This window comes from Psychrobacter sp. SCQQ22, assembly GCF_015864605.1.
Taxonomy (GTDB): domain Bacteria; phylum Pseudomonadota; class Gammaproteobacteria; order Pseudomonadales; family Moraxellaceae; genus Psychrobacter; species Psychrobacter fozii.
The window spans coordinates 184082-208338 of the sequence record NZ_JADYWZ010000005.1; the positions used below are offsets into that span (position 1 = coordinate 184082).

The window sequence follows — 24257 nt, forward strand, 5'->3', positions numbered from 1 at the left end:
TCACCTCCATACCTTGTCCAAACTAGGTTCGTTATCTACTACTTTATATCTTATATAGCGCGCATCAAAAATACGTATGGTGTTACAAAGCTCCGATGGTGTTGTGGTCTTAAGGTACAGTTTCCACTGATAACCATCTTTGGTGTGCACGATGGTATCGTCCCTAAAATTGCTTTTACAAATATGCATAACTAATGCTAAAAACGATTTGAATTTGATAATACGATTGACTTCAAACCGCTCCCAAAATTGTCTGGCAGAAAGGTTCTTATTTATGTCATCCGTATTGTTATACTTCATAAAGTCATATGCCCAGCGTTGTTCTTCACTTAGTAGTAGCTTACTCGTACTGTCATTATTGACGTGTAATAAGGGATCATAATAATGATTAGCCACACTATCTTTGAGTGCGCGTTTAGGTGGTAACATCTTATCAAGCAAGCCGAGCAGTAGAAACTTCTCTTCCTCCACGTCCACATTGGTTAGATGACTCTCAACTGCCATGCCACCGAAGGCTAAGTTATGAGCTACCAAGTCATCAAAACTTAATACCACATCTTTAGGATTATATTGGCCGTTACGGATATGCCGATGAAGTCGCCATAACATCTCGTTTTGACGTGTTTGTTCTTTCTTTAACTTATCAATGAGAATGACGGTTTTATCTAGACTAATCGTTAACTCTTTAATACATTGATCGATAGTACCAAAAAGAAGGTTGTCTAGTATCATAGAAACTTTGTAGTTACCGGCATGGCATTTATGCAACTCTTCTCGGCTAAGGCTTTGTACTTTTTCGATTTGTGACTTTATTTTTTGTGTGAGTGTGTCTAGTATGATGCGTTTTGATTTCAGGTTAAACGTGTTGTTTAATTCTGAATTAATCGTGAACTCGATGCTCGCCATCTCTTGGATAAGCGCATCAGCCAATTCATAACTATAATCTTCGATAGTATCTAAAAAACCTTGCTCATTACTCGCCTCATCAACCTCGTATGATGCATTTAGTGCAAGTTTACTATAATGCTCTATATTGCGTTTCCACTCTTCTATATCAGGCATTACGTGCAAACGATGGGATTTTTTTGCCATGATATCGAAGATGCGTCTCATCTCTTTACTAAGCGTTATGGTATCTAGCCCTTCTTGGATGACACCGCAATCACGTAGCGTTCGATAATGCTTGGTTGATTGACTGTCCTCAATAGATAACTCAGACAGATAAGCTTGTAATAACAAGTCGGCGCGGCTTTCGGTCGCTCGGCCTAAATCACGAATTTTTTCCTCGGTTAATTGTCCACCACGGCTCATAGATCAAGTCCCTGTTGAGTGTGTGTTTCACTCTCCTTTTCTAAGTAATTCTCATTGATAAACTCAATAATACGATTAATATACTCCATCTTTCCCGTTACTCGGTATACCTTTTTCTCAGGATTAACCAAGTAAAGAAGTTCGTCTTTTTGTAGTTTATTAAGTAACGCTCCCACTTGCTCATCGTTGGGTTTATTAACACTATTGGTAAACTCTGCCAATTTTTTTAAGCGTGTTGCAAACTCTTGATTGTCGTTAACAGTAATTACCAACTTATCCTGCTTTATTATTTTTCCCATATATAGGGTGTCGCCATCTTCATCAGCACTAGCCAGCGCTGTCAATATATTGATGATGGGATAAATATTGTAATGAATATCTTCAAATTCTTTGACAACTCTTTTTTTATCCGTCTCATCTACAGCAACGTTGATGCCAGCAAAGACGTCACCTTCGCTAAAGGTAGTTAACCTCATACCTAATGGTTCTAAAATAGCTGTCATACGCTCAAAGTTATCAGGCGTTTTTAACCAGTGATAACCCTCTTCATCCGTAATGAGACAAATAAACTTGTTTTGTAAGAATTTTCTAGCAATCGTCATCTCAATCATAAGTCAAAGACTCCGTGAGCTTCCATAATGGCTTCTTGAGTTAGTGAGGATAAGTCATCGGTTTGGGACAGTCTATAGGTATTACTTTTATCACGACTACAGGCAATATTATTGGTGAACAAAGGGATAACCGCATCGTCAACAACTTGAGGCGCGGCGCACATAGCAGAGACTTTCTGGCTCCTAAGCAGTTCTAATAGCTCTTGAGTATTTTGTGGATCAAGCACACCGATTTCATCAATAAATAACTTGAGCTCAGTATTAGTAGCCGTTGAAATCATAGATAGTAAAGACAAGTAAATAATAAGTTGAGCTATACGCATGGTACCGTTAGATGACAACGCTTTAAATGAATTGGTTTTCGTTGCAGTTCTTGGCGCTTGCCCATGTTGCTTGACCATCAGATCCATTGAGAACTGTTGGGCAAATTTGACATTCAATTTATTCTGCCCAATAAAGTGCTGCACCTTATCTAGGCTGGCAAGTAAATACTCACTTGGCATAGGTTGATGAATGCGCTCAGAGCCACGCCAATTATCATATGCTTCAGAAAAATCATCGAGCACTTTATACCACTCGTTATCTTTTATGCTTGAACTGATACTCATCTTAAACTCTTCGATTGCTAAGGCATTTAAGTTGTCACAAATATCGGAGCAGTTCTTATTAATATTTCGAGTAAACTTATTTAAGTTACTATCGGCGTTATCTAAGTCATATTTGAAATTATTTATTTTTTCAGCTTCTACAATATAATGCCCAACGATCATCTCTTTTTTACTTTCGTGTTCGTTGTTCATATAGTCCATAAAAAATCTGGACTGTAAAAACCAGTTGGTTTCTGTCGTTCTACTTATGATGTCAGATTGAGACAATAATGCTTGAAACATCGACTCATTGTCGTTAAATGGTTTTTTGATGGTATCAACCAGCTTGACCCCTTGCTTTGTGGTGGTGTCTGCCCGCTCTATATTACTTTGCATACTGCGTAAAATGCGCTCTGTTTGCAAATGGAAATCTTCTTCAAGTAAGCGACTTTCTGCTTCAGGTGAATTAGCATGTGATAAATTAGTATTCACATCGATTAAAGCAGAGTTTAACGTCAACTCTAGTTTTTTAAGGTGCGAAGTTAGATTGGTTTTATCCGTTGCTAACACATTCAGTCTTTCGGCAGTCTTAGTTATCTTTGCTTGTAACTCACTTAGTAATTGCCTGGTCTCCGCAGCATATTTCTCATGAAGGTGTTGCTGTGCAATTAGGCTTTTCTCCAGCTCATTTTTCTTGCTTTCAAGCCCTCCTAACTCTGTATATTCCTTTTCAAGAAATACCTTGTAATCATCAATGCGACGCTTTGCTCGTTCAGCAGTTAAAAGCTCCGAGTCTAAAAACTCAATATCAGTATTTATGCTATTTATAATACTAGGGTCATAGCCTTCGTTTTCGACTGCCTGATTTTTACGTTCTGTCACTTCAGCTAAGAGAGTTTTATGCTCGTCTTTAGCCTTATCTAATTGAGTTTTTAAATCATCTAAACGCGCTTGCTTTTCTTGGTTTAATTTATCACTATTAATCGTATGAGTCTCATCTAATGCACTCAACTGATTTTGCTCTTCTAAGTCTAGAGCGTCCAGTTTTATATTGAGATTAGTTAGCTGATCAGCTAACATTTTTATTTGATTTTGCATCTCTGATATACGCTTTTGCCTATCCTCTTCTGCTTGAATATGTAGATAGCGCCCATGATCCTCTAAAGCTTCAATCTCATTTTCTATTTTTTGCTCAGTAAGCTGTAATTGAGTGAATTCTTGGCTGTTTTGTCTTTTGCGTTTATCCAGTTTATTGAGTGTATTCTCAAGTTCAGCCAACTCAGCATTGCTTGATTCTACCTGTTGCTCATGATTTAGTATTTCTTGAGCAATGTCAGCGTGAGTACGGATATCTGGGGTTGGGATAGCATTAGTATGCAGGCTTAAACCGTACAAACCCTCATGACCAGTATCAACTACGCTATACCCTTCGCCACCTGCCAACCAATCAGGTGTTAAATCCGCTCGGTTTAACAATGCAGGGTTCATCGTTTTACGTATTTGATTAACGGCATGATACAGCTTGTCATTTGCTTCACTTTGGATCAAAAAGCTAAACAAGGTATCACCTTGTACTAAAGACTCTAAATGTGTCTTACTATCCTGATGCTTGTTAATTGTGTCATTAATGCGACGTTGTTGATTTAGCTGGCTATCTATCTCATCTCTTAGATTAACTTTTTCTTCTTGTCCCTTCTTCAACTTTGTCTGATTTTCTTTTAGCACAAGACGTAAGCTGGCTATTTCGCTAAGGTTGTTATCAATAGCGTTTTTTGAGGACTGACTAAATGATAGATTACTGGCCTCACTTTGCTTAGTCGCTATCTCTATTCCAATTCGGCTAATCTCAGTTTTGAAGTTTTCACTTTGTATCCGAAATTGCGACTGCAAACGTTGCTTCTCCTTAGACAATCTATTTTCTATGCTTCGTTGTTTTTCACTGAATTCAAAATCAGTCACGCCCTTGGCTTTATCGATTCTATTGACTGCCTCATCGTGTGTTTTTTCAAGGTTGCGGACTTCATCTTTAAATATGGCTTGAATTTTATCTAAGTTTGCTTCTGCTTCTTTTAATTGCTGTTGATAGATTTTCAGGGTCTGTTGTTTATTGCTCTTTTGCGATTGTAAACTATCTATTTTCGCAACCCGCTCTTTTAACTTAAACATAGGCTCATATTTATACTTATCTTGAGCTCCTTGTTCAAACGCCTCTTTTTTATTTTCAAGATTCACTACCTCATTTGCCGTTAGCTTAATATTCGCGTCTAGTTTACCTTTAGCCGAATACCACATAGTTTCTTTATCACTGGCTTCTCTTTCCACATTACTATATTGATTATCAAGCGCTTTATTTTCTTCACTTTTATCAATGATTTCATTACCAATCTTGGACAGTAAGATCGAAGCTTTATGTCTTATGTCAGCAAGCTGCTGTTGATGAGCAATATTGTCACTTAGAGATTGGGTTAATGTCTCAAATTTTGGTTTAAGCGCCTCTATTTGTTGCCACGTTTCGCGTTGCCGTACCCATTTGGCGGTATCAATATTAACCGCATCTAACTTCAGCTCATCACTACTTAGCATGTCCTGCGTTTTCATAGCTTCTACTAAAAAAGCACATATATCATCAAATTCCAGCTGAGTTTGAAAAACATTACTAACAATAGGAGAAAAACCAAAAAACGTGGCGTGTGGATCTGACGTAAGGGCATAATCAGGACGGTATTTCGAAATGGTTCTACGAGCTTGCGTAGATGTTATTTTTAAGCGTTTCATTGGGCAGTTGCTAATAATCGCTTCATACTCTAACTGACTGATATTACTTGATACCTGTAGTCCTTGCGACTTAATAGCACGCATGACCTCCACGCTTCCTTTAAAGTAAAGCTCATCATTTCTTTTACCGATAAACCAATCATCTTTATAACTACCATTGATAAAGTTAAATATCTGCTTTTTATCCTGACTGCTTAAGATGACACAACGTGATTGACCATCTCGTACATATTCATAAACGATATAGCTATTATCATAAGGTAGATAAAACTCAATAAAGCTTTTATTCACTTCAGACTTTCTGGCAATAGCACTCAAAGGTACGCCATAAAATGGAGCAATAGCTCCCATTAGAGTCGTTTTACCAGCGGAGTTATGCCCTGTTAAAATACAATTGTTATCAACATTTAATAGATGAGCTTGACCTTTTAGATAGCTATTAATCAATGCTACACGGAGTAATCGATTAGGTGATTGCCCTTGTGTGTTTGACTGGGTAATAGGCACATATTGATTAACTTGTGTATTATCTGAGAGAACGTTATGACTAGATGCTGATTGAGAAAAAGTATTCAAAGGGAAATCCTCTATGTCTTTCACTTATTAAAGTTTTGATGTTATTTAACTTGTCTTTTTTAGATATAAAATTGTATAAATACTATGTACTCAATAATAGACTTATGACGATTATTTTGCCATAGGTACAGTAATGTTCTTTATAAGCTAGAGGTTTATTTATTTGAAATCTATCAAACTCAAAGTTTTAATACATCATACAGTCAATATCTCAAAGTACTAAGCAGCCTAACTGGCTGGCTCGTTCCTAAACTATTAAGGTTATAAAGCTAATAGGACTAATTAGTCGAAAATTAAAGAAGTACAATTATAAGCACTGTGACTAAGAACTTAGTACATTTGATAAAGCAGTAACAGAGTGTGATGATATTAAAAAAGCATGTGCTGAAACTGCAAGCTACTAAAACCATATCCTGCTGTCTTGCACTCGAGCAAAGAAGTACTTTGCTAATTCCAGCTCATGGCCTACCATTTAACGATTCTTTAAAATTTCATAGGTTATCTAAATTTAGCTGACGACTACATATAGATGGAGTTGCGAAATTAAGATTAATGTCGGAGACATCAATCAACTAGAATAGAGTAAATATCAATTTAAAATATAACTTATTAAATGATAGACCCTTCAATATTATATTGTTAATAATATCTATATATCTAATAAATCAACTTTATTTCGATAGGTCAAAAAAGCCCTACATGCTAATATTTATACAGCATGTAGGGCTTAGGTATGAGGTTTCATTTTCTTAGATAATGCTGTTAATATCAGGGTTTGATGACACACCCTAGGTAAAAAGGTCAAATTTAAGGTTTGATAGGCGTATCTTTAGGCGGGAAGCCGAAGTGTTGTTTGTAGATACGTGAAAAGTAACTTTGATCGGTAAAACCGACTTGATAGGCAACTTCGGCCACAGATCTATAATTAGTTTTGGTTAATAGCTTATTAGCAGCTAGCAGTCTAGTCAGTTTGAGCCATTCTGAAAACGAGTAAGGCATTTCCTTAAACAAGAGATGTATATAGCGTTCAGATATATGACAAGACTGTGAGACTAGCTTAGGAGAAATCTGAAAGTTGGCCAAATTAAAATGTATAAAGTCTTCAATACGTTGTAAATGGGCTGCTTTTATCGTTGAAATCTGGCTGTCTGCTAAAGATATTGTGGGCCGATGCAGAGTATGTATGATTAAATCTAGTAGTTGTTGCTCTAGCAATTGTGATTCTATAGATGATAGTTCAAAATTAGTGGCTAAATGTAGCGCATGACTTATTTGATGATTAAGTAGTCTGCCAGAGCCTTTTTCAGTAGTAATAGACTGGGCAAAATACCTCTCTAATAAACGCTGATGGTTTTCTAGTTGGGCGACAGGCACCTTTAAAACTTGTAGCTTTACGGTTTCGGAGTGGTAAAACTGATAAGGTTGGTGAGACAGTTCGATAAAAAACTGACCCGGATGACAAGTCAGTTGCCGCTTCTGTTGTTGAAAGCACACTGAACCATTAAGTGGAAACGTGAGTAAAATACTATCATTAGCTTTAGACAAGTCTTGACCGCTACGCTGGTAATGGACGGAATCAGCAACATAGCTTGAGATACCCATTTGAGCTAAGTCGGCTTGTTGAAGGTGTCCAGTGAACTGGTTAGGCCTTTTCACTTGAACTTTTAGATCAAAGTAAGTATCGCTGATTGCGTTCTGCCAGCCATCTGCACTAAGTAGAAGTTTGTTTTGCTGTCGGAACCCATGATTATCATCAGTGTATTTCTTACTTATACTTTGACTATGTTCCATTCGCATTCATCCTTAAACGCTAGATAATAAATTTATAGCTCTTCGTACTTTCTCCACTTATTTTTCAAATTCATCCAAATAGAACAGACAAATACCCTTCTCCAAAAAGGAGAAAGGTTTATGAGGTTAATAGCATTATATCCATATTACTAAATTTTACTCAACTTATATGTTCCAAACTGGTGTAAATCAGCTTGCCAGTTGGGTTTAATCACAATAGTTGTGGTTGGCTCTTCAATCAGAGCTGGGCCAGTGATGACTGCCCCTGCACCCAATTTATTACCGTCATAAATAGGCGTTTGAATCCACTGATAAGTATGATCATGTATCATTTGGCGCTCATCAACTTTGGCGCTTTCTACAGACCCACTTTGTGCACCTAGCGTAGGTAGCTCAGGTTTGGTGACTTTACCAATGATTGAAACTTCTACATTAACAAGCTCTACAGCACTATCTTGCTCATCATAAGTATAAAGCTCCTTATGACGCTTGTGGAAAGCTTGTAGAATATCTGCGGCAGCATTACTATCTATATTGCCGTTTGGCACGATTACATTACATTCATGCACCTGTCCAACATAGCGCATCTCCATAGCACGTTCGATCTGTATGCCGTCATCGCTAAACCCATCTTCCTTGAGTTTTTGAATACCTTCTTTTTCAAGCCTTGTAAGCGTGGCATTCAAAGCTTCGAGATTGGCGTCTGCGGACATAATCATAATTTGAGTCGCTAAGTATGAATATTTGACATCAGAGATAATTTGGCCAAAAGCACACAGACAAGAAGCTATCTTAGGCACTAATATCGTATTGATTCCCATCTCTTCTGCTAACGAGATGACATGCATACCAGCGGCACCGCCCGCACAGACTAAAGCAAAATCACGAGGGTCATAGCCTTTTTCGATAGTGATACGGCGAATACCATTGGCCATGTTTTGATTGACAATAGTACTAATGCCATAAGCAGCATGAGGCAAATCAATACCTAACGGTTTAGCAATATGCTTTTCAATAGCAACTTTTGCTTTATCTCCATCTAGGGTGACAATACCACCTAATACCGCACCAGAGCGCAAGTATCCTAGCACTAAGTTTGCATCGGTGACCGTTGGTAGCGTACCACCTTTACCGTAGCAGGCAGGACCTGGGGTTGCACCTGCACTTTGCGGTCCTACTTCTAGCATGCCAAAGGTATTAATATGGCCTATAGAGCCGCCGCCTGCACCTAAGGTTTCGACGTGAATCATAGGTACGCCAATACGGTTCCGTAGAAAATCGATATCACGATTAAGGCTAGTTTTGCCATCTTTTGCTAAAGTAATATCAAACGAAGTACCACCCATATCGACAGTAATTACGTTATTGATACCGAATGGTTCAGCAATATACAACCCAGCTTGTGGAGCGGAGGCAGGTCCTGAGTTAATCGCATTAACCGCACGCTCTTTCATAATCTCACCTAATGCAAGACCACCATTAGATTGGAAGTAACGTACTGGTTGATCGGCGCCCAGTTGTTTGAAGTAATCATCAATCTTATAGACATAAGACGACATAACTGGACTTAAATAAGCGTTAACGAGGGTGGTTGAGGTGCGCGTATATTCCTTAATTTGTGGATATACCTCACTACCGCAGCATACAAACGCATCTGGCATGTGCTGTTGTACCAGCTCTTTTGCGCGTTGTTCATGCTTGGTGTCGCGTATTGACCACACAAAAGAGATGGCTACACTCTTGATATTTTGGCGTTTCAGCTCTTCTATAGCTGCTAAGATATCGTCCTCATTGAGCTCTTCACGCTCTGTCCCATCGGCAAGTATCCGCCCGCGAATAGGAAAACGTAGATCTCGCGGTGCTATCTGCGGTGCCGGAGGATAGCTCGCATCATAGCGGTGGCCTTCTTCTTTATGACCCAGACGAATCTCGATACTATCTTCATGTCCTTTAGTGCAAAGCAATCCTACTTTTACGCCTTTCATTTGAATCAGAGCATTCAGAGCAACAGTAGTACCGTTAATACATAAGTCGCAGGCTTGAATAATTTCTGTAATTGGGCGATTGAACTTTTCTGAAATCTGTTGCAGTCCATTAGCAATCGCTTTAGTACCATCTTCTGGGGTAGAAGGGGCTTTAAACAGATGTATGTCTCCGCCTTTTTCAGCCAGCACAAAATCTGTAAAGGTACCACCAGCATCTACGCCTAAACGAAATTCATAACTCATAAGTCATCCTTAAACTTCTTTATATTATATGTAGAGTCAATACATCCCTGTACTAACTATGCTGCTTCTGCACGCAAAGCTTTAGTAGCTTTTTCATCTAGTTGTAAAGTATCGCGATCGATAACAACACCATACTCTTTGGCAGCAGCATTTATAGAGACAATGCCTTCAATGACGTCACGTAGCACCGCTTTTGGTTCACGCTCAAAAGAGCTACCGAAACCACCGCCACCAGGATTAGTATTACGTGCGCGTTCTCCAGCCTTTATTTCAATCACGGTATTATGGAGATGTAAATCAGTCTTGCCACCTTCACGGAATACTTCTAGCTTACCTAACTTAAGCTCTGGTGAAATTTGCTCAGCACCGCCTGCGCCCATAGTCGGGATATGACGTCCTTCACCAAAGGCAACTACAGTCATGGTGTGATCTAGTGGCTCAACCTCCCAAACTGTGCCGCAACCGCCTCGCAGTCGCCCAGCACCCCCACTATCTTCTGCCAATCCGTACTTATGAATGACGATAGGATATTGATACTCTAACAATTCAATATCACCTGAGCTTAAAGCACCGAAGCAACATAAAGGACCGCAGGCATGCCAACCATCCATTTGCTGAGTGGCTCCTGCGCCTGAAATAATTGATGCCAATACCATAGTGACATATTGCTCGCCAGTTTTCGGATCGATACCAGCGATGTTGACCCCCGATGAATGTCCCCACGATGCCGTAACACGCTCGGGTGCAGCATCTTCGAGCGCTTTACGCACTGCATCTGTTAAGGTCTCCATCGGCGTGGTGGTACAGTTCACATGAGGTGCAGGCTCCTTAGCATTACATAGTGTTCCATGCTCACCTAAATCTACTGTTACGCAACGATACAAACCTTCATTATAGGGAGGGTCTACTTGAGCAAACATCATGAGGCCAAGTAGGACACCTGACATCGAGTTACCAGCATAAGAGTTAATAAAATAAGGTACTTGTGGTGGGCTTTCTATCTTGATGTGTACATCGCTTCCTTTGATAATGATATCAGCACTGATAGTCAAATCGCCAAGACCGTGACCTGAATCTTCTAAAACGGCCTCACCGTGATACTCACCATCATTAAGCGATTCGATGAGTGAGCGCATATGCTTATCAGCCATATTTTTTAGCTCTTTAATAGCTGCACGAACCGTTTCTACACCATACTTATCTAGCAATGCAATCATATTACGCTCACCAACAGCGCAAGCACCGTATTGGGCATTCAAATCACCTTCTTGATTACGACGTGATCGCATATTACTATGAATCAGGTTAATAACGTCGTTACGTCTAACGCCTTTTTCCCATATCTTGATAGGTGGAATACGTAATCCTTCAGCATAAATTTCCTTAGCATCTGGGTTGTATCCAGCAGGAACAGGGCCACCAATATCTGTAACATGTCCTTTACATACAGTCCAAAATACAAGCTCACCTTCATAAAATACTGGTTTATACATACAGCAATCTAAGATATGACTACCCATAACGACTGGATCATTATGATAAATAATATCTCCTTCATGGATATCGTCACCATAAAACTCTGCCACCGCTTTCATGGCTGGCATCAATGAGCCTAAATGAATAGGAATATCTTGACCTTGCAATATCATCTCAGGTAGATGATCAAAAAGCGCATTACTATAATCGTGAGCTAGATTAAACACACTAGAGCGCGCTGTTTTTTCTAAGGTAAGAGTCATCTCGCGTTGCGCTGTTTCCAACGCGCCACGAACAACAGATAAGGTAATAGGATCGAGGGCTTTGGTCGAGGTACTTTTAGCTTGATTCATGATTCATTCCTTATAATCTTGTTATCATACTGAATTTACTATATCAATGGTGATAGAAAATAAATGTACTCAGCATGCACAGTATTTGACTGTTAGCGTACTTATTTATCCCCAAAATTTAGACAGTTGATTTTTGTGGTTCAAATTGCGAAACCGATTGTTGATTTTTGGGCATCAATATAGCGTAGAGCACAGTAGCCGTAATAAAGGTTAAGGTCGCATACCAATTGACCCAGCTACCACCCATGTTCATTAGTACGATTCCAACTATTGATGCTACTATCCAAGCAACTAATCCTGATTTGTCAAATGCTGGCAAATATTGCGGGTCAATAATCGGAACTGCGCCAAACACTTCTTCTCGTTTAGGATACAGAATATGAGTCAGAGCAATAGCAACCCAAGCAACTACAAATACGCCTTGATAAGCCAAAGCCTGTAATAAATAATTGAATACATCTAGTAACATAAGTATAAAAATAAAAATTCCAATCAATAAGGCACCTACAAATTTTGGTACCTTTAAATTGATAGTATCTTTGATAAATGCTTGTAAATTGGTCGTTGCTAACAAGTAGTTAGCAGTATTGATACGAGTTTGGGTAATGACAACAAAAATTAACCCAAATACTCCCATCAATTTAACTAATCCTAAAGTGATAGACACCTCCGACAGCTCACCTTCCAATGGAATAGTGCTAACTAAGTAAATACCTGCTAACCCGCTCAAGAAGAATGCTACCAAGTAAAAAGTTATACCAAAACTGAACCATGATAAATATTTACTATCTTCTGTCTTACCATAACGTGCATAATCAAAGGTATACATCATTAAAACCCATACTCCCATATAATATACTGCGACATTCCACCAACCATAAGGTAGAGCCTTTTCAGGACCTAGAGTCAGCCATACATTACTATAACCATACTCACTAGTTGCCATCACTACCGCACCAATCAATCCAATTAAGTAAAATGGTAAAAGTATGCCATTTAACTTATCTAACCAACTCTGCACGCTTCCCATAATCATAGGCACACTATATGCCACCACTATTAGAGCTGCTAGCCAATAAGGCAAAGAAGGATAGGTCTGATGAAAAGTAACTGCGATGACAGATCCTTCAAATACCGCATAGTACATAGCAGTAGCGAAAAATATTAGCGTTGCCAATGCAGCGCCTTTATGACCAAACAATACCCGAGAAAACAATGCTACGGACATACCTGTTCGAATAGCGTAGCGAGAAATAATACCGTTAATGATACCAAAGGATACACAGCTAACTAAGAGTCCAATAATGGCGTTTTTTGTACCGTAGTTTTCAGCCATTGCAATACCTATCACCAGATAAAACATGGCACTACATACGCCCCACCATGCCATTGTTAGAGAACCTTTGGATGCTCGATTTTCTAAAGATATTAACTCTTGATTAGGGTCAGAGAGCTTATCGGAATTATTGTCCCCTCTATTTCTTGTTTGCATTACACCTGCCATATCACTCTCCTTACGATGGTTTTTTGGTTCTAATGTACCGTCATGAGTATCTATTAATGATATTTAATAAATTATATGAATGTTTTTACTTATTTATGCTGACAATCGCACTAGAACATTTATGCCCTATAAAAGATTTTAGTGTAGCCACGCTTGACTTGAGAAATTCGTGATATAAACCTTCTCAAAATTATGGTAGCTACTTAACTATAGAGAATACTTCGAAAAATAAAATGACTGGAGATGCAGTATTTTTGACTAGAGGTGCAGTATGTTGACTGAAGCTAATGCTCCGGTATAGATTGTAAGTTGAATAAATAATAAATTAGAAGATAGATGAATCGCTCTAGGATTATAAGAAGCTCAACATTGTGAGAAAATATGACAATGAAAGCAGAGAGCTATGCCCTTGATATTATATAACGCGATGTTCCCATACTGCTTGAAGCAGCAAAGCTCTTTATTAACGTGTTAAGGAGCCTTAACACGTTAATAAAGAGCTTAAGCAAGCCAAATAGACTATCAGGACAAGCTGTAGCTTTTTCCGCCCAGGCGGAGCTCGGCCGCCCACCCAAGTGATAGTTAACTCTACCAATAAACATCAATATGATACTTTAGCCATCTTTTGAATATTACCGATTGCCCCATTAACTTATCACCATAGAAAATATTTAGCTGATAATATTGAGAAGCGGCTTATTTAATAAGATACCTTTGGGTCAAGATAACTAGAGGCAGAGAGAGTATATTGCTTGGAATTAGAGCCACTTTAAGTGAACCTAACAATAAAGAAAGTTTATTTTGTAGACTGGCTTAAAATTTGTCAGATGCAAACTACTTCACTACTGCAGTCATAGAAATATAAAACTATATAAGGTATAACTGATTTTTATAGAAGTAAAAAAGGCTGCTAACACTATATTATGCATAGTGTTAGCAGCCTTTTTTTTAGATGATGTACTTAATATTGGGGTTTAACTATAATTGAAATTTGAGATATGTTCAAATCTTCTCACGCTTATAAATGAAGCCTTCTTCGTCATAAATTTGATAAGTAACATCTAATAGCGTTTCCAACAATTCAGACTTATCGAAATGCCTGACACTCATCACAATTGGCGAAGTTAGTATCCCCTCTTCAAATGGTATATAGGTTATCTCTTGATGACGTAAATGCTCAAGTGTCTTTGGTACGATAGTCAGCCCTTCACCTGCTGCTACCAACCCTAAGGCAATATGTAACTCACGCACTTCCATAAAGTAGTTCGCTTTCAAATTACGGGTTTCAAATAATTCTAATACATAATCGATAAAACTTGGCCTCGGTGCTGTTGGATAGAGTAAAAGATTTTCATTTGTTAAATCAATAAGGCTCAAACTTTTGCATTTTTCTTTTGATAAGGGATGTTCTATAGGAACAGCAACTACTAAATCTTCCTCTCTAAGCACCATTCGCCTAATAGAAGCATCTTCAAACAACAACCTACCAAAACCTACATCTATCTTACCTTCTGTCAATGCTTGCGTTTGTTGCCAGGAGTTTAGCTCATACAATTTAACCTCGATATTCGGATGGACTTCTCTAAAACGTGATATTACTCTCGGTAATATGCCATACAATATAGACGACACAAAGCCTATCGAAAGCGAATTATCGAAATTTCCTTTACGAATAGTCATGGTACGCAGGTCGTCTGATTTTTTTAAAATCTGGATAGCATGATCATAGAAAAACTCGCCAGCCTCAGTGAGTTTTAAGGGACGGTTCTCCCTATCGATAAGCGTAACGCCAATCTCTTCTTCTAATTGTTTTATCTGCCGGCTAAGTGGTGGCTGTGAAATATACAAACGAGCAGCTGCCTTGTTAAAGCTTTTTTCTTCTGCCACGGCTATGAAATAGCGTAAATGCCTGAGTTCCATTATTCTTCCTTGATTAACTTTCTATTACTTTCATCCTAAATCGTTCTGGTTTCTTCCCTTTTTCTATCACCTACTTCATATACAGAATATCCATACCTAAAGAACATAACATGCTACCTACCATTCAACAAAATACCTAAAAAGTATTAAAACAAGACTAAATAGGTCTTAGACATGTCGATATTTAACACCTATAGTTCTTATTAAGCATAAGGAAGCCAAAATTTTATACTAAGGACAGATATGATTCGTTCAATTAATACTTTACTAGTACCAATACCTACTATTCGAGCGCATAAACTGGCTTGTACCGTGATGAATGAACAAGTATTGGTTCTGGTACATATCCAAACCGAGGATGGCTACGAAGGTTGGGGCGAAGCAACGACGATTGGTGGCTTAAGTTATGCTGAAGAAAGCCCTCATAGTATAAAAACTAATATCGATACTTACTTCACCCCTCTCTTGATGAAAGAGAAGCCTACAAGCACAGCAAAAGCAATGCAGCTATTGAACACCCACATCAGTAGCAATCGTTTTGCAAAATGCGCGATTGAAACTGCTCTACTAGACATCGAAGGCAAAAGACTCAGCCTACCTATCAGCGAGCTCATCGGTGGTCGCATCCGTGATCGTATTGAAGTGGCATGGACACTCGCTAGCGGAAATACTGATACCGACATCACTGAAGCTCATCGAATGATTGAACAAAGAAAACATCGGATTTTTAAACTAAAAATAGGCAGCAACCCTATTCTTGATGATATTGCACATGTGTTAGCTATTAAACAAGCTTTACCCGATTGCCGCATCACCGTTGATGTTAATCAAGCATGGACAGAGCTTGAAGCTATGAAAGGTATTAGTCTGTTGCAGGACGGCGGCGTTGATTTAATCGAGCAACCAGTATCGATGCGTAATAAATCAGCGCTAAAGCGTTTAGCTGAACACTTCGACGTGGCTATTATGGCTGATGAAGTCGTGCAAGATCCATCTAATGCGTTTCAATTGGCAGCGGATCACTGTGCCGATGTTTTTGCTGTAAAAATCAATCAAGCCGGCGGATTGAAGGCTGCCTGTCTCATTGGACAAATGGCACATCTAGCGGGTATCGAGCTTTATGGCGGGACGATGCTAGAAGGACCTATTGGTACTGCTGCATCAGCGCATGTGTTCTCTACTTATCCTAGTCTGAACTTTGACACGGAGCTATTTGGCCCGTTGCTATTAACAGAGGATATCCTAGCTCAGCCACTTGATTATCAAAATTTTGGTTTAACTATTCCAACTGGTGCTGGTCTAGGTATAGAAGTAGATAATGACAAAGTCTATCACTATGCCAGACAAGCAAATTCATCTTCCTCAAATCCTATATCGTTAGGAACTTACGTAAGCGCCTCTCACGTTGGGGTCTGATAGCGCTCTGCTAAAATCTCTATGAGATAAATGCTGATATAGACCAAATATTAGCTATATGACTAACCATAAAATATAAGGACATAATTATGTTATATCACGTCAGAATGGATGTATTGTTACCGACAGATATGAATGCTGATAAGGTCAGTGAACTTAAACAAGCTGAAAAAGTGCTATCACACAAATTTCAGGAACAAGGTAAGTGGCGTCATATTTGGCGCTTAGCGGGAGAGTATTCTAACTTTAGTATTTTCGATGTCGAAAGTAATGAAGAACTACATGACATTATGATGTCGCTACCACTTTACCCTTATATGAAAGTCGAGGTCACCCCTCTACTTCGTCATCCTTCTTCTATTCGCGATGATGATAGTTAGTGCCTTATAACGCTATTACTAGATTTCATTATTACCTTTGATGTTAATCAAATAATAGCACCCCAAAATCGCCTTAATCTATTTTTTAACAATTATTGGTCTATACCAGATCAACGGAAACCTGTTGCCAAAAATAAGCAATGAGTGAATAAAGTTTGAGTAAGAGTACTCGATATAATTACCTTTTAAATAGTCCTCAACAAGGAGAGAGACATGGAACGCAGCCAAATTGAAGCATTAGCCACTCAGTTCATCAAAGGTAAAATTGACTTTCCTGAACAAGTTAACCCACGTATACAAGCCATTGTCTTACGTATCGTAACCGACCTCATGCAAACCATCAATGATTTGAAAATCACGGCCGATGAATACTGGTCTGGGGTTGAGTTCATTGGAGATTTAGGCAAAGAGGCAGGATTACTCTCCCCTGGTCTTGGTTTTGATCACTTTATGGATTTAATGATCGAAGAAGACTTAAAAGCGGCGGGTCTTGACGGTGGCACTGTACGTACCATCGAGGGCCCACTATATGTCGCTGGTGCGCCAGAAGAAAAAGGCTTTGCGCGTTTAGATGATGGCACTGATATTGAGAATGGCACCGTTTTATTGATGCAAGGATGCGTTTATGGCGAAGATGACCAGCCACTGCCAAACGCCAAGGTTGAAGTCTGGCATGCCAACAGCTTAGGAAACTACTCTTTCTTCGATGAGTCTCAGTCTCACTTCAACCTGCGTCGTAGCATTATCACTGATGAAAACGGACTTTATGCTTTCCGCAGTATCGTACCATTAGGTTATTCAGTACCGCCAGAAGGTATGACGCAAAAGGTATTGGGCGCGCTAGGACGTCATGGTCATCGTCCGGCACACATTCATTTCTTCGCGAGTGCTGACAGCCATCGAAAATTGACGACCCAAATTAACATCGATGGTGATGAGTACCTATGGGATGACTTTGCCTTTGCTAGTCGTGAAGGATTAGTCCCCAAAGTAGATATGGTAGAAGATGCTGACAAGTTAAAAGAGCACGGTCTGGACAAGTCTTATGCCAGTATCGACTTTGACTTTCACTTAGTGAAAGACATCGATAAGCCAGTACAAGGCAGTGAAGTTGAACGCCGTCGTGCGCAAGCTTAGTTGTTGAATATCCCTAGCTACTGTTAGCAACTACTAAATATTATAGATTTTCGCTTGATATGCATACAGTTGGCGTATCAATCGTCATACCCCAACATCGTTTAACACCGTTATTTACAAGGAAGACAGCCATGAACGAGCGTATTAATCTAATACCTGAAGGATCAGATATCGCTATCGATGATTTTTTAGAAGAAAATGCAGAAAAAGGGATTTATCGCCTACATCGCAGTGCCTTTACCAATGAAGAGCTGTTTGAGCTTGAAATGAAACATATCTTTGAAAGCAATTGGGTTTATCTGGCTCATGAGACTCAAATCCCTGATAACAACGACTACTATACAACATACATCGGCCGTCAGCCGGTCATCGTTGCGCGTAATAAAGAAGGTGAACTGCATTGTATGATCAATGCCTGCTCTCATCGAGGCGCTCAATTATGCCGTCATAAGAAAGGTAACAAAGCTACTTATACTTGCCCCTTCCATGGTTGGACTTATAACAACTCTGGCAAGCTACTTAAAGTTAAAGATCCACGTGGCGCAGGTTACCCTGACGCTTTTAATAAAGACGGCTCTCATGACCTAAAGCAAGTCAAACTTGCCAATTACAAAGGCTTCTTGTTTGCTAGTCTTAAAGATGACGTCGAACCGATTGAAGACTGGCTTGGCGGCTCAACCAAAATTCTTGACATGATTGTCAATCAATCACCAGAAGGCCTAGAAGTACTACGCGGCACCTCAACCTATACCTTTGATGGTAACTGGAAGCTACAAGCTGAAAATGGTGCGGACGGTTACCATGTTTCAGCTGTCCATTGGAACTATGCTGCGACAACAGCACGTCGCAAAGAGCAAGAAGCAAAAAAAGAAGACAACATCAAAGCCATGAATGCTGGCAAATGGGGTCGTCAAGGTGGCGGATTCTATTCTTTTGAGAACGGTCATTTACTACTCTGGACTCAATGGGAGAACCCGCAAGATCGTCCTAATTTTGCGTATCGCAATGACTATGTTGCCCAGTATGGTGAAGCAATGGCCGACTGGATGATTGGACGCTCTCGTAACTTATGCTTATATCCAAACGTCTATATCATGGATCAGTTTAGCTCGCAAATCCGTATGCTGCGTCCAATAGCCGTTGATAAAACTGAAGTCACTATCTGGTGTATCGCACCGAAAGGCGAAAGCGATGAAGCACGTACTCGTCGTATCCGTCAGTACGAAGACTTCTTTAACGTAACTGGTATGGCAACACCAGATGACTTAGAAGAATTCCGCTCATGCCAGCAAGGCTATAACGGCATTAAGCTCGAATGGAACGACATGTGTCGTGGTTCCGAGCACTGGATAGAAGGCGCTGACGAAGGTGCAAAAGCCATCGACCTGAAGCCTTTGTTAAGCGGAGCTAAGACTGAAGATGAAGGATTGTATACCGTGCAACATCGATATTGGCATGAAGAGATGAAAAAAGCCCTAGAGCAAGAACAGCAGCTACATGGCGCAGGCTAATATTAGCTACCTACTTAGACCAGTAACTTGCTAGTTATTGCAGGACGAACAAATATAAAAGGATATCGCTAATGAAAAATGCAACGGTTAATATCGAAGATGTGCGTCAGTTTCTGTACCGTGAAGCACGATTACTTGATGAAAAAAAATGGGAAGAATGGCTGGCTTGTTATGACGAAGAATGTCCATTTTGGATGCCTAGTTGGGATGACGATGGCGAGCTAATAAGCAACCCGCAACGCGAAATATCTCTGATTTATTACCCTGATCGTCGCGGGCTTGAAGATCGAATTTTCCGTATCGAGACTGAGCGTTCTTCTGCAACCATTCCGGATACTCGCACCACACATAACCTATCTAATATCGAATTACTTGAAGATAATGACGGTATTGTTAGCGTCCGATTTAACTGGATCAATAAGTCTTATCGTTATCATGAGACCAACACTTATTGGGGGTTCTCTAAATACAAGATAGACATGAATCAAGCTAGCCCAAAGATCTTGGACAAATACATCGTATTAAAAGATGATTACGTACATCAAATTATGGATGTATATCACGTCTAGAGTTCGCATGATTTTATTTATGCTTGCCAGCTAGTACAAATAATCAAATTTAAAAATAGCTTGTTGGTAATTTATGAAGTATCAACGAGTCAACCAAAAATATAGTGATGTTCGTCAGTAGCCATATATTGAAAAAGGATGTTTCTCATGGAATACAACATAGCTTTACAGTTTGAAGATGGTGTCACGGGATTTATCAAATGCGAAGATGATGAAACCGTCGCCGAAGCCGCTTATCGCCAAAAATATAATATCCCTGTGGACTGTCTTGATGGCGCATGCGGTACCTGCCGTTGTCATTGTGAGTCGGGCAGCTATGACATGCATCCTGATATGTATATTGAAGAGGCGCTGACCGAAACCGAAGCTAATGATGGCTACGTCTTGACCTGTCAAATGATTCCTGAAAGCGACTGTGTCATTAAAGTGCCAACCTCATCAGAAGCCTGCAAAGTTAGTAAGTCTGTGTTCAAAGGTAAGCTACAGCAGCTAAATGTATTGTCAGAATCCACCATTCACTTCGGCGTCGAAGTGAGCAATCCAGATGCCTTAGTATTTTTACCTGGGCAGTATGTCAACATTACTATCCCTGACTCTGATGAGACACGTTCCTACTCTTTTAGCTCAATGCCTAGTACCAACCAGGCTGAATTTGTCGTCCGTAACATTCCAAATGGCAAGATGAGTACCTTTTTATCTGATGTTGCCAAGCTAGGTCAAGATATTGATTTTGAAGGACCGTTCGGTAGTTTCTATTTACGTCCTATCGTACGCCCTACTGTATTTTTAGCTGGTGGTACAGGTATCGCACCCTTTTTATCGATGCTAAAAAGCTTAGAAATATCGGGTGCTCATCATCCTGTCAAGATGGTCTACGGTGTTACTAATGATGCTGATTTGATAGAGATTGAAAAACTGGAAGAAGTGAAGAAAAACCACGATTGGTTTGACTATTATACCTGTGTAGCAAGCGAGGAAAGCGTCCATGAGCGCAAAGGCTATGTAACCAGCCATGTTGAAGCTGATTGGCTAAATGATGGCGATGTTGATGTCTATCTGTGTGGTCCTCTGGCGATGGTCGATGCCGTTAGTAATTGGTTAGATACAAGTAGCCTCAAACCTAGCAATTTTTATTATGAAAAGTTCACACCTAGTGAGCAGTAATATAGCTCAAACAATACAGCGATAGAATACTTTTCTCTAGGAGACAGCAATGAGTAAGCGCTTTGATAATAAAGTATGTGTCGTAACGGGTGCCGCACAAGGTATCGGTCGTGGGGTCGCATTACGCTTAGCAAATGAGGGTGGCAAGATAGTCATGGCAGACGTCTCACCTTTGGTAGAAGACGTGTTAGCAGAAATCACTGCAAATGGCGGGCATGCGACGACCATTCAAGCTGATCTTGAGACTTATCAAGGGGCACAGGATGTTATCGATAAAGCACTTGATACCTACGGTCGTATTGACATATTGGTCAATAATGTAGGCGGTGCAATATGGATGAAACCATTCATCAGTTTCTCTGAGATAGAGATTGAAAAAGAAATTAGTCGCTCACTATTTCCAACATTATGGTGTTGCCATGCAGTATTGCCATCGATGATCAAACAACAATCTGGCACTATCGTTAATGTTTCCTCCATCGCAACGCGTGGTATCAACCGTATACCCTACTCAACTGCAAAAGGCGGTGTAAACGCCATGACTGCATCACTTGCTTTTGAACATGCAAGTGATGGAATTCGCGTTAATGCAGTGGCAACGGGTGGTACTGAAGCCCCGCCTAGAAAGATTCCACGTAATACAAAGCCTTTAACTGATGAAGAGAAAGGCTGGATGAACGCAGTCGTTGATCAAACCATCGACAGCACATTTGTGAAACGTTACGGCACAATAGATGAACAAGTCAATGCCATCGCATTTTTGGCTTCTGACGAATCTTCCTATATCACTGGAAGCACTATCCCTGTAGGCGGTGGTGACGCAGGCTAATCTCTCTCGTCAGGTTATTAAGTAGCATAGCGTTGAACAGATAATTATCTAATCGCTGCTGATTTGCAAGGAAGCAATATGGCAAACGTAATACACACATTGAAAGATGACTGGTCAATCTCTGCCACCGTGGCAGGATTTTTGGCCGTACTAATCTCTTATGCTGGCCCATTAATTATCTTCTTTCAGGCAGCACAAGCAGCGCAGGTATCAGAAACGATGATGGCATCGTGGATCTGGGGTGTGTCTATAGGTGCCGCCGTATCAGGTATCTATTTATCCATTAAGTATAAAACCCCTATTATTACCGCTTGGTCAGCGCCTGGTACCGCACTATTGGTAACCGTCTTTCCGAATATGAGTATTAATGAAGCGATAGCCGCTTATATCGTATCAGCGATTGTGATTTTTTTAGTAGGTGCAACTGGATCTTTTGACAAAATTTTAAGATGGATTCCTAGTGGTATCGCTGCCGGTATGATGGCAGGCATCCTGTTTCAATTTGGTTTAGAGTTATTTGTAGCAACCAATACGATGCCATTTATCGTGTTTAGCATGCTTGGCTGTTACTTAGTAGCCAAACGTTTTTCACCACGTTATACCATGATTTGGGTACTGCTATGCGGTGTCATTTTAAGTGTTCTATTAGGAAAAATGAACCCTGTCGATATAGATTTGGCCATTACCATACCTACTGTGATATGGCCTGAGTGGACGTGGAATGCCGTATTCAATCTCGCGATTCCACTCATTCTTGTCAGCTTAACTGGACAGTTTTTACCTGGTATGGCGATTCTTAATCTTAGTGGTTATGACACACCAGCCAAGCCTATCGTCAGTATTACAAGCCTCGCTTCGTTAGCAGTCGCCTGTGTAGGGGGTATTACAATTGTCCTAGCAGCAATCACCGCAGCACTTTGTACTGGTAAGGATGCTCATGAATTAAAAGAGAAACGCTACATAGCAGGTGTAGCAAACGGTATTTTTTATCTATTAGGGGGACTACTTGCCGGTAGCATCGTGATGGTATTTAGCTTGCTGCCCAAAGAGCTAGTTGCAGCATTAGCCGGTCTTGCACTTATCGGTGCTATTTCTACCAACATTACTATAGCAATGAAAGATGACTCTCAAAGAGATGCAGCGCTAATCACTTTTTTAGCAACAGCATCTGGTATGAGTTTTCTAGGACTAAGCTCTGTTTTTTGGGGCATTCTTATCGGCATGGTTGCTTACTATATTTTAAGCAAAAAATGCTTATTACCTTTGTTTTTATAAGCAAAAATATACGTCACTTTTATTAATAAAACAGCTAAAACAACAAAACAGTCTCGAAGATGCATAAAATTTAAGTCTCGCAATACCTAATATTACTTTTGTATAGGACATAAACATGATTAATAAAGCTGAAAAAAATATCACGGATGTACTTAGCCAAATTAAAGATGGCGCCACTATTATGATTGGTGGTTTTGGAACTGCAGGGCAACCAGCTGAACTCATTGATGGCCTTATCAATTTAGGTGTTAAAGACCTTGTCATTATTAATAATAATGCTGGAAACGGTGATCATGGTCTTGCCAGATTATTAAAAACGGGCGCGGTACGTAAAATCATTTGTTCTTTTCCTCGTCAATCAGACTCATGGGTATTCGATGAGCTTTATCATGCAGGAAAAATTGATCTGGAATTAGTACCACAAGGTAATTTGGCTTGCCGTATTCAAGCGGCAGGCATGGGGCTTGGAGCCGTATATACACCAACAGGGTTCGGCACTCTACTCGCAGAAGGCAAAGAAACTCGTCATATCGATGGCAAAGACTATGTCTTGGAATATCCAATTAAAGCTGATTTCGCCTTAATAAAAGCAAACAAGGGTGACCGTTGGGGTAACTTAGTTTACCGAAAATCTGCACGTAACTTTGGTCCAATTATGGCAATGGCAGCTGACGTGACTATCGCTCAAGTCTCTCAAACAGTTGATCTAGGTGAGCTTGATCCTGAGCACGTTATTACACCAGGCATTTTTGTGCAGCACGTGGTGCAAGTCCAACCTGCTAGCACTAGTACTGAACTTTCTGATACTGCAGCGTAGCCACCGCTAAATACTGCCAATTATAAG

The 24257-nt window shown here is 39.9% G+C and carries 17 protein-coding genes; 9 read left to right on the forward strand and 8 right to left on the reverse strand.

What is annotated here, in order from left to right; all coding sequences use genetic code 11:
* The 8 genes from I6E84_RS08680 to I6E84_RS08715 all read right to left on the reverse strand — a co-directional run bounded on the left by I6E84_RS08680 (position 1) and on the right by I6E84_RS08715 (position 15132).
* The gene (locus I6E84_RS08680; RefSeq protein ID WP_197217490.1) at positions 1-1311 is read right to left on the reverse strand and encodes a hypothetical protein; all 1311 of its coding nucleotides are present in this window, start codon (positions 1309-1311) and stop codon (positions 1-3) included.
* Positions 1308-1922 carry a hypothetical protein gene (locus I6E84_RS08685; RefSeq protein ID WP_197217492.1) on the reverse strand — a complete coding sequence of 205 codons (615 nt, stop codon included), beginning with the start codon at positions 1920-1922 and terminating at the stop codon, positions 1308-1310. The genes I6E84_RS08680 and I6E84_RS08685 overlap by 4 nt, the downstream gene beginning before the upstream one ends.
* On the reverse strand, positions 1919-5860 hold the full coding sequence (locus tag I6E84_RS08690; protein WP_197217494.1) for an ATP-binding protein: 3942 nt from the start codon (positions 5858-5860) through the stop codon (positions 1919-1921). Before I6E84_RS08690 ends, I6E84_RS08685 begins: the two co-directional genes overlap by 4 nt.
* An 807-nt stretch (positions 5861-6667) precedes the next feature.
* Positions 6668-7651: an AraC family transcriptional regulator gene (locus I6E84_RS08695; protein WP_197217496.1), complete on the reverse strand. Its 984-nt coding sequence runs from the start codon at positions 7649-7651 to the stop codon at positions 6668-6670.
* A 149-nt stretch (positions 7652-7800) separates the two neighbouring features.
* Entirely contained in the window at positions 7801-9879 is a 2079-nt protein-coding gene (locus I6E84_RS08700) for a hydantoinase/oxoprolinase family protein (protein WP_197217498.1), read from the reverse strand.
* Positions 9880-9935: 56 nt separating this feature from the next.
* Entirely contained in the window at positions 9936-11708 is a 1773-nt protein-coding gene (locus I6E84_RS08705; RefSeq protein WP_197217499.1) for a hydantoinase B/oxoprolinase family protein, read from the reverse strand.
* 118 nt (positions 11709-11826) lie between these two features.
* Positions 11827-13212: a purine-cytosine permease family protein gene (locus tag I6E84_RS08710; RefSeq protein ID WP_227681400.1), complete on the reverse strand. Its 1386-nt coding sequence runs from the start codon at positions 13210-13212 to the stop codon at positions 11827-11829.
* A 1002-nt stretch (positions 13213-14214) separates the two neighbouring features.
* Entirely contained in the window at positions 14215-15132 is a 918-nt protein-coding gene (locus I6E84_RS08715) for a LysR family transcriptional regulator (RefSeq protein ID WP_197217500.1), read from the reverse strand.
* A gap of 243 nt (positions 15133-15375) precedes the next feature.
* On the opposite strand from I6E84_RS08715, the gene I6E84_RS08720 reads away from it, so the two are divergent.
* The 9 genes from I6E84_RS08720 to I6E84_RS08760 all read left to right on the forward strand — a co-directional run bounded on the left by I6E84_RS08720 (position 15376) and on the right by I6E84_RS08760 (position 24230).
* Positions 15376-16548: a muconate/chloromuconate family cycloisomerase gene (locus I6E84_RS08720; protein ID WP_227681401.1), complete on the forward strand. Its 1173-nt coding sequence runs from the start codon at positions 15376-15378 to the stop codon at positions 16546-16548.
* 89 nt (positions 16549-16637) lie between these two features.
* Positions 16638-16928, forward strand: coding sequence for a muconolactone Delta-isomerase (gene catC, locus I6E84_RS08725; RefSeq protein WP_197217501.1), 291 nt, complete (start codon positions 16638-16640; stop codon positions 16926-16928).
* Positions 16929-17141: 213 nt separating this feature from the next.
* Positions 17142-18065 (forward strand): catechol 1,2-dioxygenase, encoded by a 924-nt coding sequence (gene catA / locus I6E84_RS08730; RefSeq protein ID WP_197217502.1) that lies wholly within the window; start codon positions 17142-17144, stop codon positions 18063-18065.
* Between the two features lie 131 nt (positions 18066-18196).
* Positions 18197-19576 (forward strand): benzoate 1,2-dioxygenase large subunit, encoded by a 1380-nt coding sequence (gene benA / locus I6E84_RS08735; protein WP_197217503.1) that lies wholly within the window; start codon positions 18197-18199, stop codon positions 19574-19576.
* Between the two features lie 62 nt (positions 19577-19638).
* Positions 19639-20145, forward strand: a complete 507-nt coding sequence (gene benB / locus I6E84_RS08740) for a benzoate 1,2-dioxygenase small subunit (protein ID WP_413775317.1) — start codon at positions 19639-19641, stop codon at positions 20143-20145.
* Between the two features lie 138 nt (positions 20146-20283).
* Positions 20284-21309, forward strand: a complete 1026-nt coding sequence (gene benC / locus I6E84_RS08745) for a benzoate 1,2-dioxygenase electron transfer component BenC (RefSeq protein WP_265090858.1) — start codon at positions 20284-20286, stop codon at positions 21307-21309.
* A gap of 49 nt (positions 21310-21358) precedes the next feature.
* The gene (locus tag I6E84_RS08750) at positions 21359-22138 is read left to right on the forward strand and encodes a 1,6-dihydroxycyclohexa-2,4-diene-1-carboxylate dehydrogenase (RefSeq protein WP_197217505.1); all 780 of its coding nucleotides are present in this window, start codon (positions 21359-21361) and stop codon (positions 22136-22138) included.
* A gap of 78 nt (positions 22139-22216) precedes the next feature.
* Positions 22217-23413 carry a benzoate/H(+) symporter BenE gene (benE, locus tag I6E84_RS08755; RefSeq protein WP_197217507.1) on the forward strand — a complete coding sequence of 399 codons (1197 nt, stop codon included), beginning with the start codon at positions 22217-22219 and terminating at the stop codon, positions 23411-23413.
* Positions 23414-23528: 115 nt separating this feature from the next.
* Positions 23529-24230: a 3-oxoacid CoA-transferase subunit A gene (locus tag I6E84_RS08760; protein ID WP_197217509.1), complete on the forward strand. Its 702-nt coding sequence runs from the start codon at positions 23529-23531 to the stop codon at positions 24228-24230.
* The last annotated feature ends 27 nt before the right edge of the window (positions 24231-24257 follow it).

What these genes read in the sequence shown, in the direction of transcription:
- catC (WP_197217501.1), top strand. Translation starts at nt 16,638, where the DNA reads ATGTTATATCACGTCAGAATGGATGTATTGTTACCGACAGATATGAAT.
- I6E84_RS08685 (WP_197217492.1), bottom strand. Translation starts at nt 1,922, where the DNA reads ATGATTGAGATGACGATTGCTAGAAAATTCTTACAAAACAAGTTTATT.
- I6E84_RS08720 (WP_227681401.1), top strand. Translation starts at nt 15,376, where the DNA reads ATGATTCGTTCAATTAATACTTTACTAGTACCAATACCTACTATTCGA.
- I6E84_RS08710 (WP_227681400.1), bottom strand. Translation starts at nt 13,212, where the DNA reads ATGGCAGGTGTAATGCAAACAAGAAATAGAGGGGACAATAATTCCGAT.
- benE (WP_197217507.1), top strand. Translation starts at nt 22,217, where the DNA reads ATGGCAAACGTAATACACACATTGAAAGATGACTGGTCAATCTCTGCC.
- I6E84_RS08695 (WP_197217496.1), bottom strand. Translation starts at nt 7,651, where the DNA reads ATGGAACATAGTCAAAGTATAAGTAAGAAATACACTGATGATAATCAT.
- I6E84_RS08760 (WP_197217509.1), top strand. Translation starts at nt 23,529, where the DNA reads ATGATTAATAAAGCTGAAAAAAATATCACGGATGTACTTAGCCAAATT.
- catA (WP_197217502.1), top strand. Translation starts at nt 17,142, where the DNA reads ATGGAACGCAGCCAAATTGAAGCATTAGCCACTCAGTTCATCAAAGGT.
- I6E84_RS08705 (WP_197217499.1), bottom strand. Translation starts at nt 11,708, where the DNA reads ATGAATCAAGCTAAAAGTACCTCGACCAAAGCCCTCGATCCTATTACC.
- I6E84_RS08700 (WP_197217498.1), bottom strand. Translation starts at nt 9,879, where the DNA reads ATGAGTTATGAATTTCGTTTAGGCGTAGATGCTGGTGGTACCTTTACA.
- benA (WP_197217503.1), top strand. Translation starts at nt 18,197, where the DNA reads ATGAACGAGCGTATTAATCTAATACCTGAAGGATCAGATATCGCTATC.
- I6E84_RS08750 (WP_197217505.1), top strand. Translation starts at nt 21,359, where the DNA reads ATGAGTAAGCGCTTTGATAATAAAGTATGTGTCGTAACGGGTGCCGCA.
- benC (WP_265090858.1), top strand. Translation starts at nt 20,284, where the DNA reads ATGTTTCTCATGGAATACAACATAGCTTTACAGTTTGAAGATGGTGTC.
- I6E84_RS08715 (WP_197217500.1), bottom strand. Translation starts at nt 15,132, where the DNA reads ATGGAACTCAGGCATTTACGCTATTTCATAGCCGTGGCAGAAGAAAAA.
- I6E84_RS08680 (WP_197217490.1), bottom strand. Translation starts at nt 1,311, where the DNA reads ATGAGCCGTGGTGGACAATTAACCGAGGAAAAAATTCGTGATTTAGGC.